We start from the raw sequence: 15,208 nt of genomic DNA on the forward strand, positions 1-15,208 counted from the left end.
CGGCCTCGGGCTCGCTGCGGCCCAGCAGTGCGGCCAGCGCATGCGCGGCGCGTGCCTGGTGCTGCAGCAGCTCGGCCTCCTGGGCGCGGCTGCGGTTGAGCTCCAGATGGGCTTGCTGCACCTGCTCTGCGCTGCCCAAGCGTTGCTGCACCCGCAGCTGCTGCAGCTGCAGCCGGCGCGCATCGAGCTGCAGCTGCTGCTCCAGCCCAAAGCGTTGGTGTTGCGCGACGCAAATGTCCAGATAGCGCTGCACCACATGGGCGATCAACTGGACCCTGGCGGCCTGCAGCTGGGCCTGGGCATCGAGCAGCTGCGCCTGGCCGTCGAGCGCGCTGGATTCCTGGGCGCCAAAGAGACCCAGGTTCCAGCCCATGTCCAGGCTGGCGTGGAAGTAGGAGTCGAGCGCGGCCACATCCTGCAAGGTGCGCACGCCGGCGGTGATTTCCGGCTTGTAGGCGGCCGTGGCCGTGCCCAGCAAAATGCGCTGCGCCTGGAGCCTGCCCCGTGCCTGGGCCAGATCCAGGTTCTGGGCAAGTGCCTGCTCCACCAGCGTGTTGAGCGCGGGATCGGCCAGCAGCGTCCACCAGCTGGCCAAATCGGCCGCCTGGACGGCGTGCGCATTCGCCTGTGCCTTGCCGGCCTGGCGCCACTGCGCAGGGGTGTCTTGGCCCAGTGGGGGCTGGGGCGGCGTCATGCAGCCAGCCAGCAAAGCCGCAGGCGCAAGCATCAGCAGTGTTTTGCAGAACAGGGGTTTCACGTGCAAGGCAATCGGTTCATGGCCCGCAGGGGCCGCAGCGGCCCAAGCCGCAGATGCGGGGCCGGTATGCGTTGGATTCAACCCTGTAAAACTTGCGCAAGCTTGCACAATTGATGGAGGAAACATGGAGGCGCAAAAGGGGGGGCCAGGGGGCGGTGGCACGGTCATAATGGCTTGTTTCAACAGCGTGTGCGCGCCTTGGAGGCTGCACCGCATGCCCTTATTTTTGGAAGCAGTCCGCGATGAAACTACCCACCCCAACGGTGGCGGCTCCGCTGGTGCTCGTCGTGGAGGATGAGCCGGGAATCGCCACGATTTTGCTGGCCTACCTGGAGCGCGATGGCCTGCGCAGCCTGCATGCGCGCGATGGTGAACAGGCGGTGCAGCTGTTTCGCCAGCATGCGCCCGACCTGGTGCTGCTCGACATCCATCTGCCCGGCATGGACGGGGTCGATGTGCTGCGCTTTATCCGCGACCAGGGCCAGACCCCGGTGATCATGGTGACGGCGCTCGCCGACGATGTGGACAAGCTGGTGGCTTTGCGCCTGGGAGCCGATGACTATGTGGTCAAGCCCTTCAATCCTGCGGAGGTGGTGGCGCGGGTGCGCGCCGTGCTGCGCCGCAGCCAGCCCAAGGCCGCCTCTGCGCCGCTGGCGCCGATCCGGGTGGGGGCGCTGGAGATCAACTCCGCCGAGCACAGTGCCCGGGTCTATGACACGCAGGGCCAGGCCACGCCGCTGCCATTGACGCTGACCGAGTTTCGCCTGCTGGCCCTGCTGGCCTCGCAGCCACGGCGCTGTTTCTCGCGCGCGCAACTGATCGAGCATTGCCTGCCCGAGAGTGACGCGCTCGAGCGGGTGATCGACTCGCACCTGTCCAAGCTGCGCCGCAAATTGCAGCTGGCTGGCCAAGATGAGCTGATCGAGACTGTCCGCAGCATTGGGTACCGCCTATGGCCCGGGGATTGAACCGCATCTGGGTGCGCTTTGGCCTGTGGATTGCCGCCACCCTGCTCACCTCCATTGCCCTGCTCAGCGCCTGCGCCTGGGCGTTCGATGCGTTGGAGTACAACCAGTTCTACAAAAGCCTGCCCGAGACCGTGCGCGTGGAGCTGGACGATCTGGTCGAGCGGAACATGGAGAGCAGCCCGCGCGCGATGCAGATCTATGGCGAGTACTGGCGCGGCGAGGTGTTTTTTGGCGAACAGGTCTCGGCGGTCATTGCGCTGCTGATCTGCCTGCCATTTGGCCTGGCCATGGGCTTTTTCGTCTCGCGCTATATCACCCGGCCCCTGGCCTCGATGGTGGAGGTGGCGCAGCGGGTGGCGCATGGGGATTTCAGCTCGACGCGGGTGGTGGAAGAGGGCGCGCATGGCGAGCTGAAGGAGGTGGTGCACACCTTCAACGCGATGCTCGATGCGCTGCAAAAGCTCAAGGCTGAGCGCCAGGCGTCGGCCGCCTCCATCTCGCATGAGCTGCGCACGCCCTTGTCGGTGCTCAAGACCCATCTGCATGCGCTCTGCGATGGCGTCATTGCGCCCAGCGAGCTGGAGTTTCGGCTGCTGCTGGCGCAGACCGAGCACCTGGGCCGCCTGATTGACGACCTGCATACGCTGGCGATGGCCGAGGCGGGAGAGATGTCGCTGCGCAGGGAGCGGTTGAGCCTGGGCGCGCTGGTGCGCGCGAGCCTGCAGGAGCTGCAGCCCCAGCTGCAGCAGGCCGAGATGGCGCTGTCGCTGCTGCTGCCCCAGGACGATGCGCTCAGCACGATCCGCGCCGACCCATTGCGCATGCGCCAGATCATTGCCAACCTGGTCGGCAATGCCGTGCGCCACGCGGCCAGCGGGCATTGGCTGGAGGTGGAGGTGCGCAACCTGCGCGATGCGCAAGGGCATATCTGGATCGAGCTGCTGGTCAGCGATGCCGGACCGGGCCTGCCGCAGGAGCTGCGCGCCCACCCCTTCCGCCGCTTTGCAATGGCCCCGGGCCGGCGCAAGCGGGAAGGCTCGGGCCTGGGCCTGTCCATTGTGCAGGCGCTGACCGAGTTGCAAGGCGGGGTGGCGCATGCCGAGAGCTCGCCGCGGGGCGGCGCGCGGTTTCGCCTGCGTTTTGCGCCGGCCTGAAGCCCTCCACCCGGTCAAAGGCAAGGCCACACAGCAGGCATCGGGCGCAAGCGATGGCCGGCGATTAAAATGGCGTTTACTCTCTGTGATTGCAGAGTTTTTGCTATTTTTTAAGGAGCGGATGGCGCGTTGTTGCGCCAAGCCGCAGAGTTGCTGCCATGCAAGCCCAAGACCCCCAAGCCATTCGCCTGTCCAAACGCCTGGCCAGCGACATCGGTTGCTCGCGCGCCGAGGCTGAGCACTACATCGATGCCGGCTTTGTCTCGGTGGATGGCCAGATCCAGGACACCCCCGGCGCGCGTGTGCTGCCCAGCCAGACCGTGCTGCTGCAGCGCGGCGCCGATCTGCGCCCGATCCAACCGGTCACCTTGCTGCTGCACAAGCCTGCGGGCTACAGCCTGCGCGCGCTCGAGCCCGGGCGCCCGGGCCTCAGTGCGCTGGATTTGCTGACGCCCGACAACCTGGCCGATGTCGATACCCCCCAGCCTGCCCGGCCCGTGGCGCGCCATTTTCGCCACCAGCAGTTTTTGCTGCCGATCCCGCGCGCTGCCAGCGGCCTGGTGGTCTACAGCCAGGACCCGCGCATCATCCGCCACCTGGCCGAAGAGGCGGATTTGCTGGAGCAGGAATGCCTGGTCGAGGTGCAGGGGCAGATCGTCGACGATGGCCTGGCCTTGCTGGCCCAGGGGCTGTATGTGGATGGCGAGCGCCTGCCGCCCCTCAAGGCCAGCTGGCAGAACGAGACCCATCTGCGGTTTGCGCTCAAGCGGGTCGCGCCCGAATGGCTGCCCGCCATTTGTGCCGCGCTGGGGCTGGAGCTGCTGTCGCTCAAGCGTTTGCGCATCGGCCGGATTTCGCTGAGCAAGCTGCCCCAGGGGCAGTGGCGCTACCTGCAGGGCTACGAGCGGTTCTGACGCGCTTGGGGGCCCCACGGTGCCTGCTCGAAAAGCCAGGTCGCCATTTGTTATTGATTTGATAGCAAACTTTGTTGACTGGCATTGAAAGATCCGCCGCTTGTTCCGTTGAACGTGCTGCCTGCAAAACATGCCACAATAGCCCGCTGTCGGCATCGCCACAGAAATTACCTGTGGCTGTCTTGATATTGCCTGGCATGGCCCCATATAACGGTGTTTGATACAAAGGCCTGAGCTTGTGTGCTGGGCCGTGGGCGGGCAAGCCTGGCGCGTGGCGCGGCTTGTGAACGCTGCCTTTTGTGTAACTATCAGGGGTCCTATGTCACTCATTCCAGTCACTATCCTCACGGGCTTCTTGGGCTCGGGCAAAACCACGCTGCTCAAGCGCGTGCTGCATGAGTCGCACGGCATGAAGATTGCCGTGATCGAGAACGAGTTCGGCGAAGAGAACATCGATACCGACATCCTCAAGACGGAATCGAAGGAACAGATTCTGCAGATGAGCAATGGCTGCATCTGCTGCACCATCCGTGAGGACCTGCGCGAAGCGCTGCAGCTGCTGGCGGCCAAGCGCCGCAAGGGACTGGTGGATTTCGAGCGCATCGTGATCGAAACCACGGGCCTGGCCGACCCCGGACCGGTGGCGCAGACCTTCTTCATGGATGAAGAAATTGCCGAAACCTATTTGATCGACTCCATCATCACCCTGGTGGACGCCAAGCATGCCGGCCAGCAGCTCGACACCCGCCAGGAAGCACGCCGCCAGGTGGGCTTTGCCGACCAGATCTTCCTGTCCAAGACCGACCTGGTGACGGAGGCCGACAAGGACGCGCTGGTCCACCGCCTCAAGCACATGAACCCGCGCGCACCGATCCGCGCCGTGCATTTTGGCGATGTGCCGCTCAAGGACGTGTTCGATCTGCGTGGTTTCAACCTGAATGCCACGCTCAACATCGATCCGGACTTCCTCAAGGAAGAAGGCCACGACCACGGCCATGTGCATGACGAGCATTGCGGCCACGACCATGACCATGGCGATAGCCATGGCCATGTGCACGATGAAAACTGCGGCCATGACCATGACCACGTGCATGGCGAGCACTGCAACCACCCGCACCACCACCACCATGACGATGATGTGAAAAGCTTTGTCTACCGCGTGGACAAGGCCTTTGACCCGGCCAAGCTGGAAGACTTCCTGGGCGCCATTGTGAACATTTATGGTCCGCGCATGCTGCGTTACAAGGGCGTTCTGGCGATGAAGGGCACCGACCGCAAGGTGATTTTCCAGGGCGTGCACCAGCTGATGGGCAGCGATCTGGGTCCCGAGTGGGCTGCCGACGAGCGCCGCCAGAGCAAGATGGTCTTCATCGGTATTGATTTGCCGCAGGACATCCTGCGCCAGGGCCTGGACCAGTGCGTGGTGGAGGCCTGATTGCCCACGAGGGGCCGGCCCGGGGATGAGACCCCGGGGAAACCCCCCGTTGCATCCGGGCTGCATCCACTTGTTGCTGTGCAGCGATGCCATATACAATCGCGGCCCGAAATGCAGCAAAGCAGGCATGCGGCGAGATACGGTTTCCGTGGTTCGTCCTGAAGATTTCGATGAGAGAGCGCGGTGTGACAAGGGGCTATGGCCTGTTGGGCACGGCGCTGAAGGAGAAGGAGGCTTGTGCAAGCGAGCTTTACCCTGCCAGGTGCTGGCCGGGTTGGCCTGCAAGATGACGGAGTTGCGGGCACCGGCCCGACTTCATAGATGTGCCTGGGTCCCTGTGGGACGCGGGCAAGTTGATCAGGGGGCGGAGCCTGTGGGGCTTTGCACCTTTTGTAACGAGACGGACATCCGTCGCATGTAAGAACTGCGCTAGCCAGTCGAGAGAACTATGCCTACCACTACGCAAACCATCCCTAAACGCGACGCCAAGCTGGCCAATGCCTGGAAGTCCAAGACGGTAGACACCCTCACTGACGATGAGGTGCTGTCGATGCCGGAGAGCGAATACATGAACGACATCCAGCTGGCGTTCTTTCGCAAGAAGCTGGTGGAGCTGAAGACCGGCATCCACCTCAATGCCGATGCCACGACGGAAAACCTGCGTGAAGACACCGTGGTCGTGCCCGATCCAGCAGACCGCGCTACCATTGAGGAAGAGCATGCGCTTGTCTTGCGCACGCGCGACCGTGAGCGTAAGCTCTTGAAGAAGATCGACCAGTCGATCAGCCGCATCGATGCGGGTGACTATGGCTACTGCGACGAGACGGGCGAACCCATCGGGGTGGGCCGTCTGCTGGCGCGTCCTACGGCCACTTTGTCGCTGGAAGCGCAGCAGCGCCGTGAATTGAAACAAAAAATGTTTGGTGATTGAGGCTGGGGCAGCGCACCGGACACACAAGGGGAGGGAGTAACCATGAGTGAGGCTCAAAAGCCAACCAAGGGTTTGTTGTCCAAAGTGGTGCGCTTTGTAACCAAACCGACCACGCAGTGGTCGGAGCTGGACAAGACGCCGGAGCCGGAGAACCCTGAGGCGCAGTTTTCCAAGCAGGCGCTCAAGGAAATCATGGAGCGCAAGCGCCGCAATGATTTTGTGCGCAAGCTCGAGTTCGACCAGCTGCGCAAGATCCGGCGCGAAGCCAACAAGTCCAGCAGCGCTGGCGCCGATGGGGCTGCCAGCTCGGCGGCCATGCTCGAAGGCGGGGTGGCGCCCGATGCTGCAGCCGTTGCGGCGGGCAAGCATGCCCATCCTTCGCACACCATCGAGAAAATCAACCAGATCGAGCGGCAGATGTCCAAGCAGTGGTGGTCCGGCGACAACGCCGCTGCAGCTGCGGCCGATCCTGCCGCTGCTGCCCCTGCCGAGGCCACGCCGGTCAGTGCGCCGGTGCCTGTGGCGTCTGCTGCGGCGCCCTTGGTGGCCGAAGCTGTGCCTGTGGCACCCGCTGCTGCACCGGTGGCGCCGCCGCCAGCGGCACCGGCGACCTTGCCTGCCGCTGCCTTTGATGCCCAGGTCGAGTCGGGCCGGTTTATCCACGATACCGATCTGGAAGAAGCGGCGGTGCTGTTTGCCAACGGCGATGCAGCCGGGGCCGAGGCCTCGCTGCTGGCCCTGGTGCAACAGCGCCGTGGCGATCTGATGGGGCAGCTGACGATCTGGCTGACCTTGTTTGACCTGTACCGCGCCACCGGTGACCAGACCAAGTTTGATTTCCACGCTATTGAATTTGCCAGCAAATATGGGCGCTCTGCGCCCGTGTGGTTCTCGATGCCGCAAGAGCTGGGCGCCAAGGCGCTGCAGGCGGGCGACACCTCCGCACAAGAGGTACGGCTGCTCAACTGGCAGGCGCCGCCCGTGCTCAGCAGCGCGGCACTCAGCGGCCTGCAAGGCAACCTCAAACGCTATGCGCCGCCCTGGACGCTGAACTGGTCCCGCGTGACCGAGGTGCGCGATGAGGTGGTTGCCGCGCTGCTGGCGCAGTTCCGCGTATGGGCAGACCAGCCCGATGCGCGCCTGGTCTTTGTCGGGGCGGACCATCTGCTCTCGGTGCTGGAGGCGCAAACGCCGGTGGGTGACAACGCCGTGGCCCAGGAGCGCTGGTCGCTGCGCATGGCCTTTTTGCGTTTGCTGCAGCTGGAGCAGGATTTTGAAGCGGCTGCGCTCGATTACTGCATCACCTACGAGGTCTCGCCGCCATCCTGGGTCGCGCCCCGGGCCGAGACCAGCAGCGACAGCGCGCGCTCTGGCGCGCCCGCTGCACCCGATATGTCGCTGGGCTTTGATCTGCCCGAGAGAAAGCCGGTGGCCGCCGACAGCCCGCAGGCCGTGCTCGAGGGGATTGTCGAAGGGGATGTCTCGCAGCAGCTCGATACCTTCACGCCGATGGTGGAGCCGGGCATGCCGTTCACGGTGCGCTGCGACCGCCTGATGCGCATCGATTTTGTCGCGGCCGGCTCGGTGCTCAACTGGGTGGCCGAATGCCAGCAGAAAAACGTGCTGGTGCGTTTTGGCAACCTGCATCGCTTGAATGCCGTGTTCTTCAACCTGATCGGCATCAACGAGCACTCCATCGTCAACCAGCGGGAAAACTGACCGGGCAGCGGCAGCTGGCGACCAACGCACCTGCGGGTGCGCTTTTTTCTGCCTGCTGCGCCGCCCCCTCCTTGGAAAACCCGGGCCAGGCTCCATATAGGCAAGACTATGGAACAGTATCACGGCACAACCATTCTCAGCGTGCGGCGCGAAACGCCGCAAGGCATCCAGGTCGCCATCGGCGGCGATGGCCAGGTCACCCTGGGCAACATCGTCGTCAAGGGCACTGCACGCAAGGTGCGCAAGCTCTATGGCGGCAAGGTGCTTGCCGGCTTTGCCGGCGCCACGGCCGATGCCTTCACCTTGTTTGAGCGCTTCGAGGCCAAGCTGGACAAGCACCAGGGCCAGCTGACCCGCGCAGCGATCGAGCTGACCAAGGACTGGCGCACCGACCGGGTGCTGCGCCGGCTCGAAGCTATGCTGGCGGTGGCCGACCATTCGGCCTCGCTGATCATCACCGGCAACGGCGATGTGCTGGAGCCCGAGCAGGGCATTGTGGCCATCGGATCGGGCGGCGCCTATGCGCATTCTGCCGCCAAGGCGCTCTTGAACAACACCGAGCTGTCGGCCGAAGAGGTGGTGCGCAAATCGCTGGGCATCGCCGGTGAGCTGTGCATCTACACCAATATGCACCACACGATTGAGACCTTGTGAGCGTCTGGCAGGCTGGCGCGCCGCCTGCCGCCCCATCTCCCATTGATCGACTGCTGTACCCGTTGCCCGGCGGGTGCCAACCGGATTTTGCACTATGTCCTCGATGACACCCCAGGAAATCGTTTCCGAACTCGACAACCATATCGTTGGCCAGGCCAACGCCAAGCGCGCCGTCGCTATCGCGCTGCGCAACCGCTGGCGCCGCCAGCAGGTCGCTGATGGCCTGCGCCAGGAGATCACGCCCAAGAACATCCTGATGATTGGCCCCACGGGCGTGGGCAAGACCGAGATCGCCCGGCGCCTGGCCAAGCTGGCCGATGCGCCCTTCATCAAGGTCGAGGCGACCAAGTTCACCGAGGTGGGCTATGTGGGCAAGGATGTGGATGCCATCATCCGCGATCTGGCCGAGGTGGCCGTCAAACAGACCCGCGCATCGGACGTGAAGAAGCTGCGCGTGCGTGCCGAGGACGCCGCCGAAGAGCGCATTCTGGATGCGCTGCTGCCACCCGCCCGCACCGCTGAGGCCACGCCCGATACCAGCACGCGCCAGGTGTTCCGCAAGAAGCTGCGCCAGGGTGAGCTCAATGATAAGGAAATTGACATCGAGGTGGCCGAGGCCAAGCCCCAGCTCGAGATCATGGGCCCCCAGGGCATGGAGGAGATGGCCGAGCAGCTGCGCGGCATGTTCAGCCAGATGGGCCAGGAAAAGCGCAAGGTCCGCAAGCTCAAGATCAGCGAAGCGCTGCAGCTGATCACCGATGAGGAGGCGGCCAAGCTGGTGAACGAGGAAGATGTCAAATCCCGGGCCATCGAGAACCTCGAGCAAAACGGCATCGTCTTCATCGACGAGATCGACAAGGTCGCTACGCGCCAGGAAACCAGCGGCAGCGATGTCTCGCGCCAGGGCGTGCAGCGCGATCTGCTGCCCCTGGTCGAAGGCACTTCGGTGTCGACCAAGTACGGCATTGTGAAGACCGACCACATCCTGTTTATTGCCTCGGGCGCCTTTCACCTGGCCAAGCCCAGCGACCTGATCCCCGAGCTGCAAGGGCGTTTCCCGATCCGCGTCGAGCTCGGCTCGCTGTCGGTGCAGGATTTCGAGGCCATTCTGACGCAGACCCATGCATCGCTGATCAAGCAGTACGAAGCGCTGCTGGCCACCGAAGGCGTGACGCTGCAGTTTGAGGCCGATGGCATCACGCGCCTGGCGCGCATCGCCTTTGACGTCAATGAGCGCACCGAGAACATCGGCGCGCGCCGCCTGGCGACGGTGATGGAGCGCCTGCTCGAAGAGATCAGCTTTGGGGCCGCCAAGCTGGGTGGGCAGACGGTGGTGATTGACGCCGCCTATGTGGACCAGCGCCTGGGCTCGTTGAGCCAAAACGAGGATTTATCGCGTTATATCCTCTAGCCATAAGGTGCGCGGCAGCGCGCATTCTGAACCGCGTGCCCGCCCATGTTGGCGGGCACTTGCTTTTCGGCCAGCCGCCGCATCTGGGCCTGTAGGAGAACATCTAGTTTTGTAACAAAAGACGATCAGATGCTAATCCCTGATGGCGTCAATTTTGCTAAGAGTCTGGATATAGAGGCGATTGTAAGTGCCTATCAAATAAGAAGAATTTCAGAGCGATTTTTGCTCGAAGTGCGTTATAAGTTATTGATTTACTTGTATTTTCATTGCAAATCATTGTGTTGAAGTGTGGCGCGATCTGGAATTCCTGATACAGTGGGGAAAAGTGCAGTTTTGTGGGAAAAAGTGCACTTACTCCCTCCGAAACCCCAACCAGAGTCCACACCGTGTTTCAAGGAGCTTCCTCACTCAGTCTTGATGCGAAAGGTCGGTTATCGATACCGACCCGGCATCGCGACGCGCTGACGAAGCCCGGACCCACGCTCACCATTACCCGCCACCCCCATGGTTGCCTGATGATCTTCCCGCAGGATGCCTGGGCAGTTTTCAGCGCGCGCATGGCGCAGGTCAAGATGGGCGAGCAGGTGCTCAAGCGGATTTTTCTGGGTAGCGCGATGGATGTGGAGATGGATGGCACCGGCCGTGTGCTGGTGTCCCCCGAGCTGCGTGCTGCGGCCAACATCACCAAGGACGCGATCCTGATGGGGATGGGCAGCCATTTTGAATTGTGGGACAAGGCGACGTACGAGAAGCAGGAGGCCGAAGCCCTGCAGAATCTGCCGCCCGACGCCCTGGATAACTTTGCATTCTGAGGTGCATGTGGAAACCAAGAACTACCTGCACACCACTGTCTTGCTCAACGAGGCCGTGGACGCCTTGTTGGAAGCCAGGGTCGAGATGGACCCGGTCTTTGTCGATGGGACCTTCGGCAGAGGCGGGCACTCCCGCCTGGTGCTGTCCAAGCTGCCGGCCCAGGGCCGGCTCATTGCTTTTGACAAGGACGTGGAGGCGATTGCCGAGGCCGGCAAGATTGACGACGCCCGGTTTGCCATTCGCCATGAGGGCTTCAGCCACATGGCGCAGCTGCCTGCCGCTTCGGTGGCGGGTGTGCTGCTGGATCTGGGGGTCAGCTCCCCGCAGATCGACAGTCCCGAGCGCGGCTTCAGTTTCCGCTTCGATGGCCCGCTCGACATGCGCATGGACACCACCCGAGGCCAGAGTGTGGCCGAGTGGTTGCAAGAGGCGGAAACACAGCAAATAGCGGAGGTGATTCGTGACTTCGGTGAAGAACGGTTTGCTGGGCCCATTGCAAAGGCGATTGTTGCGCGGCGGGAGGCTGGCTCGCCAGTCGCCACCACTGCCGATCTGGCCGAGCTCGTGGCTGGCGCAGTCAAGACCCGCGAGGCTGGGCAAAATCCAGCTACGCGGACATTCCAGGCTCTTCGGATTTTCATTAATGCCGAGCTCGAAGAGCTCGAACAGGCGCTAGAGGCCAGCCTGCGGGTGCTCGCTCCCGGCGGTCGCCTGGTGGTGATCAGCTTCCACTCGCTGGAAGACCGCATCGTCAAGCAGTTCATCGCCAAGCATTCCAAAGAGGTGTTCGACCGCCGCGCACCCTTTGCCGCGCCCAAGCCCATGCTGCTCAAGGCGCTCGAGCGCATCAAACCCAGTGAGGCAGAAGTCTCGGCCAACCCACGCGCCCGCAGTGCGGTGATGCGGGTGGCCGAACGCACCGAGGTGGCGGCATGATGCACCGCTGCCTGCCCGGACCATGCAACAGGGGGTGGCTGTGCTGCTGCGCCTGAACATTCTGCTGCTCATGGTGACGATCCTCAGCGCGATGGCGCTGGTGCAGTCGCAGTATGAATCGCGCAAGCTGTTCACCGAACTCGACCGCGCACTGGCCGAGTCACGCCAGCTGGAGACGGACCACCAGCGCCTGCAGGTGGAAAAGCGCGCCCAGGCCACGCCGCTGCGCCTGGAGCAGCTCGCGCGTGACAAATGGGGCATGCAGACGGCCACGCCGGCCGTCACCGTCTATGTGCCCGAGCCTGGCACCGGAGGCGTGGCACCATGAGCAAGGACATGCGCTACTCCACCAGCCCGCTGCTGGCCGAGCGCACGCCGATGTGGCGCAGCCGCTTCATCATGATTGGCCTGGCGCTGGCCTTTACCGGCCTGATTGGCCGCGCCGCCTATGTGCAGGTCATCGGCAACGATTTCTTCCTGCGCCAGGGCGAAGTGCGCTTTGCCCGCACGATTGAGCTGCCGGCCAACCGGGGCCGCATCCTCGACCGCAATGGCCTGATTCTGGCCTCCAGCGTGCCTGCTGCCAGCATCTGGGCGATTCCCGAAGATGTGGACCAGGCCGATCCGGCGATCAAGGCCAAGATTGGCGAGATCGCCAAGCTGATGGGCATGCCGCTGGCGCAACTCGATGCCAAGCTGGCCGATGAGGACAAGTCCTTTGTCTGGATCAAGCGGCAGCTCGATTGGGACATCGGGCAGAAGATCAAGGCGCTGGATGTCAAGGGCATCTACCTGCGCAAGGAATACAAGCGCCAGTACCCCGAAGGTGAATCCGCAGCCCACGTCGTGGGCTTTACCAATGTGGAAGACCAGGGCCAGGAAGGCATGGAGCTGGCCTTCAACACCGAGCTGGGCGGCAAGGCCGGCTCGCGCCGCGTGATCAAGGACCGCCTGGGCCGCATCGTCGAAGGCGTCGGCGTGGAGACGCCGCCGCAAGAGGGCCAGGACATCCAGCTGTCCATCGACAGCAAGGTGCAGTTCTTCGCCTACCAGAAGCTGCGCGACCAGGTGGCCGCCTTCAAGGCCAAGGCCGGTAGCGTGGTGGTGATGGATGCCCACACCGGCGAAGTGCTGGCGCTGGCCAACTATCCCAGCTACGACCCGAACAACCGCTCGCGCCTGACCGGCGAGCAGCTGCGTAACCGCGCGATTACCGACACCTTTGAGCCCGGCTCGACGATGAAGCCCATCACCGTGGGCACGGCGCTGGAGCTGGGCCGGGTCAAGAACACCACGATCATCGACACCACCCCCGGGCGCTATGCGATCGGCGGCTTCACGATCAGCGACACCCACAACTATGGTGCGCTGACGGTGGATGGCGTGATCCAGAAGTCCTCCAACGTGGGCGCGCTCAAGGTGGCGCAGAAGATGACGCCCCAAGAGATGTGGAATGTGCACTCGGCGCTGGGTTATGGGCAAAAGCCCCAGATCGCCTTCCCGGGCGCGGCCAGTGGCCGCCTGCGTCCCTGGAAGACCTGGAAGCCGGTCGAGCAGGCCACCATCTCCTACGGCTACGGCCTGTCGGCTTCGCTGTTCCAGATGGCGCGCTCCTACACCGTGTTCTCGAACGACGGCAATGTGATCCCGGCGACCATGCTCAAGCGCACGGGCCGCCCTGCGGGCACGCCGGTGTTCTCGAAGAAGACCGCCGAGTTGGTGCGCCACATGCTGTGGATGGCTGCCGGCCCCGGTGGTACCGGCCAGAAGGCGCAGACCGTGGGCTACTCCATCGGCGGCAAGTCGGGTACGGCCCGCAAGCAGCAGGGCCGGGGCTATGCCGCAGGCAAGTACCGCGCCTGGTTCACCGGCATTGCACCGATCGAGAACCCGCGCATCATCGTGGCCGTGATGGTCGACGAGCCCAGCCAGGGTAGCTTTTATGGCGGTACCGTCGCTGGCCCGGTGTTCAGCGAAGTGGTGCAGCAGACCCTGCGCCTGATGGGCGTGCAGCCCGATATGTCGGTCAAGCCGCAGATTGTGGCCAACGATGTGGAGGAGCCGCTATGAGCACCACCACCCACAACACCACCAGCGTGACCACGGTCACAAGCACCGCCGCGGCCGTGGAGTGGCTGCGCGAGCGTGTGTGTGGCGGCACCCTGCACACCGACAGCCGCCAGGTGCAAGCGGGCGACGCCTTTATCGCCTGGCCCGGCGGCGTCAACGACGGCCGGGCCTATGTGGCCCAGGCCGTGCAGCGCGGCGCGGCCGCCTGCCTGGTCGAGCAGGCTGGCCTGGAACAATTTGATCTGCAAGGCATGCCCGTTGCTGCGATGGCCGATTTGAAGGCTGCCACTGGCCCGATGGCCAGCGCCTGGTTTGGCCAGCCCAGCGAGCAGCTCGATGTGCTGGCCGTGACAGGTACCAATGGCAAGACCAGCATCAGCTGGTGGCTGGCCCAGGCGGTGAGCCATCTCTGCGAAGCTGGTGTGCTGCCGCACCGGGGCTGCGCGATGGTCGGCACCCTGGGCGTGGGCATTCCGCCGCACCAGCTCGATGTGACCGGCATGACCACCCCTGATCCTGTGCTGCTGCAGCGCGCCTTCCGCGGCTTTGCCGATGCCGGCTATGGCGCTTGCGCGATCGAGGCCTCGTCCATCGGCATTGCCGAGCACCGCCTGGCCGGCACGCGCATACGGCTGGCCATTTTCACGAATTTCACCCAGGACCATCTGGACTACCACGGCAGCATGGATGCCTACTGGGCCGCCAAGGAAGCGCTGTTCCACTGGTCCGGCCTTCAATCGGCTGTGGTCAACCTGGACGACGCCCGGGGCGCGGCACTGGCGGCATCCCTGGCCGGTGGCGCGCTGGATCTGTGGACTGTCTCCGTGGATAAGCCCAGCCAGGCCCGTCTGTCTGCCCAGGCCATCCGCGCGGGCGAACGTGGTCTGGTGTTCGAGGTTGTAGAGGCGGGCGCCGAAGCCGCTGCCGTGACCCTGCACAGCCAGGTGATTGGCCAGTACAACGTGCTCAACCTGCTGCAGGTGATGGCCAGCCTGCGCGTGCTGGGAGCCAGCTTGCAGCAGGCTGCACAAGCCTGCGCGGTGCTGGCAGCAGTGCCCGGGCGCATGGAGCAGGTCAGCCAGGCCGGTGCGCCGCTGGTGGCCATCGATTACGCCCACACCCCCGATGCGCTGGACAAGGCCTTGCAGGCGCTGCGCCCGCTGGCTGCGCAGCGCGGCGGCCAGCTGTGGTGCGTGTTTGGCTGTGGCGGCAACCGCGATGCCGGCAAGCGCCCGCTGATGGGCCGCATTGCCCAGGCCGGTGCCGACGAGGTGGTCGTGACCAGCGACAACCCGCGCGGCGAGCAGCCCCAGGCCATCATCGACGACATTCTGCGCGGCATGACGCCCAGTGCGCATTGGCATGTACAGGCCGACCGCGCGGCCGCCATCGAAGAGGTGCTGCTGCGTGCAGCCAGCCAGGATGTGGTGCTGCTGGCCGGCAAGG

At 64.1% G+C, this 15,208-nt stretch carries 14 protein-coding genes; 13 read left to right on the forward strand and 1 reads right to left on the reverse strand.

Translation table 11 applies throughout. The features are described 5' to 3' along the window. Positions 1–694: TolC family protein (locus H928_RS0108760; protein WP_239644921.1), on the reverse strand; the 694-nt coding region annotated here is incomplete at its 3' end. 305 nt (positions 695–999) lie between these two features. On the opposite strand from H928_RS0108760, the gene H928_RS0108765 reads away from it, so the two are divergent. The 13 genes from H928_RS0108765 to H928_RS26850 all read left to right on the forward strand — a co-directional run. Next, positions 1,000–1,725 carry a response regulator gene (locus tag H928_RS0108765; RefSeq protein WP_027010725.1) on the forward strand — a complete coding sequence of 242 codons (726 nt, stop codon included), beginning with the start codon at positions 1,000–1,002 and terminating at the stop codon, positions 1,723–1,725. Further along, positions 1,722–2,879 (forward strand): sensor histidine kinase KdpD, encoded by a 1,158-nt coding sequence (locus H928_RS0108770; protein ID WP_239644922.1) that lies wholly within the window; start codon positions 1,722–1,724, stop codon positions 2,877–2,879. Before H928_RS0108765 ends, H928_RS0108770 begins: the two co-directional genes overlap by 4 nt. 158 nt (positions 2,880–3,037) lie before the next feature. Then, positions 3,038–3,793, forward strand: a complete 756-nt coding sequence (locus tag H928_RS0108775) for an RNA pseudouridine synthase (protein WP_021026152.1) — start codon at positions 3,038–3,040, stop codon at positions 3,791–3,793. Between the two features lie 319 nt (positions 3,794–4,112). Then, positions 4,113–5,228 carry a GTP-binding protein gene (locus tag H928_RS0108780; RefSeq protein ID WP_021026153.1) on the forward strand — a complete coding sequence of 372 codons (1,116 nt, stop codon included), beginning with the start codon at positions 4,113–4,115 and terminating at the stop codon, positions 5,226–5,228. 448 nt (positions 5,229–5,676) lie between these two features. After that, on the forward strand, positions 5,677–6,159 hold the full coding sequence (dksA, locus tag H928_RS0108785) for an RNA polymerase-binding protein DksA (protein ID WP_027010726.1): 483 nt from the start codon (positions 5,677–5,679) through the stop codon (positions 6,157–6,159). A gap of 42 nt (positions 6,160–6,201) precedes the next feature. After that, complete coding sequence (locus tag H928_RS0108790; protein ID WP_021026154.1) at positions 6,202–7,878, forward strand: hypothetical protein; 1,677 nt, start codon at positions 6,202–6,204, stop codon at positions 7,876–7,878. A 108-nt stretch (positions 7,879–7,986) separates the two neighbouring features. Beyond that, on the forward strand, positions 7,987–8,532 hold the full coding sequence (hslV, locus tag H928_RS0108795) for an ATP-dependent protease subunit HslV (protein WP_021026155.1): 546 nt from the start codon (positions 7,987–7,989) through the stop codon (positions 8,530–8,532). A 94-nt stretch (positions 8,533–8,626) separates the two neighbouring features. Continuing rightward, a complete protein-coding gene (hslU, locus tag H928_RS0108800; RefSeq protein ID WP_027010727.1) occupies positions 8,627–9,943 on the forward strand; it encodes an ATP-dependent protease ATPase subunit HslU in 1,317 nt (438 codons plus the stop codon). A 386-nt stretch (positions 9,944–10,329) separates the two neighbouring features. Further along, positions 10,330–10,755, forward strand: coding sequence for a division/cell wall cluster transcriptional repressor MraZ (gene mraZ / locus H928_RS0108805; RefSeq protein ID WP_021026157.1), 426 nt, complete (start codon positions 10,330–10,332; stop codon positions 10,753–10,755). Between the two features lie 7 nt (positions 10,756–10,762). Continuing rightward, on the forward strand, positions 10,763–11,692 hold the full coding sequence (gene rsmH / locus H928_RS0108810; protein ID WP_043339373.1) for a 16S rRNA (cytosine(1402)-N(4))-methyltransferase RsmH: 930 nt from the start codon (positions 10,763–10,765) through the stop codon (positions 11,690–11,692). Between the two features lie 43 nt (positions 11,693–11,735). Then, positions 11,736–12,020 (forward strand): cell division protein FtsL, encoded by a 285-nt coding sequence (gene ftsL / locus H928_RS0108815; protein WP_027010728.1) that lies wholly within the window; start codon positions 11,736–11,738, stop codon positions 12,018–12,020. Next, on the forward strand, positions 12,017–13,762 hold the full coding sequence (locus H928_RS0108820) for a penicillin-binding protein 2 (RefSeq protein ID WP_021026160.1): 1,746 nt from the start codon (positions 12,017–12,019) through the stop codon (positions 13,760–13,762). Before ftsL ends, H928_RS0108820 begins: the two co-directional genes overlap by 4 nt. Further along, positions 13,759–15,208, forward strand: a 1,450-nt coding sequence (locus H928_RS26850; protein WP_021026161.1) for a UDP-N-acetylmuramoyl-L-alanyl-D-glutamate--2,6-diaminopimelate ligase, incomplete at its 3' end; no start/stop codon positions are given. The genes H928_RS0108820 and H928_RS26850, both read left to right, overlap by 4 nt.

Origin of the sequence: Comamonas sp. B-9 (assembly GCF_000410635.1) — a bacterium.
Classification (GTDB): domain Bacteria; phylum Pseudomonadota; class Gammaproteobacteria; order Burkholderiales; family Burkholderiaceae_C; genus Comamonas.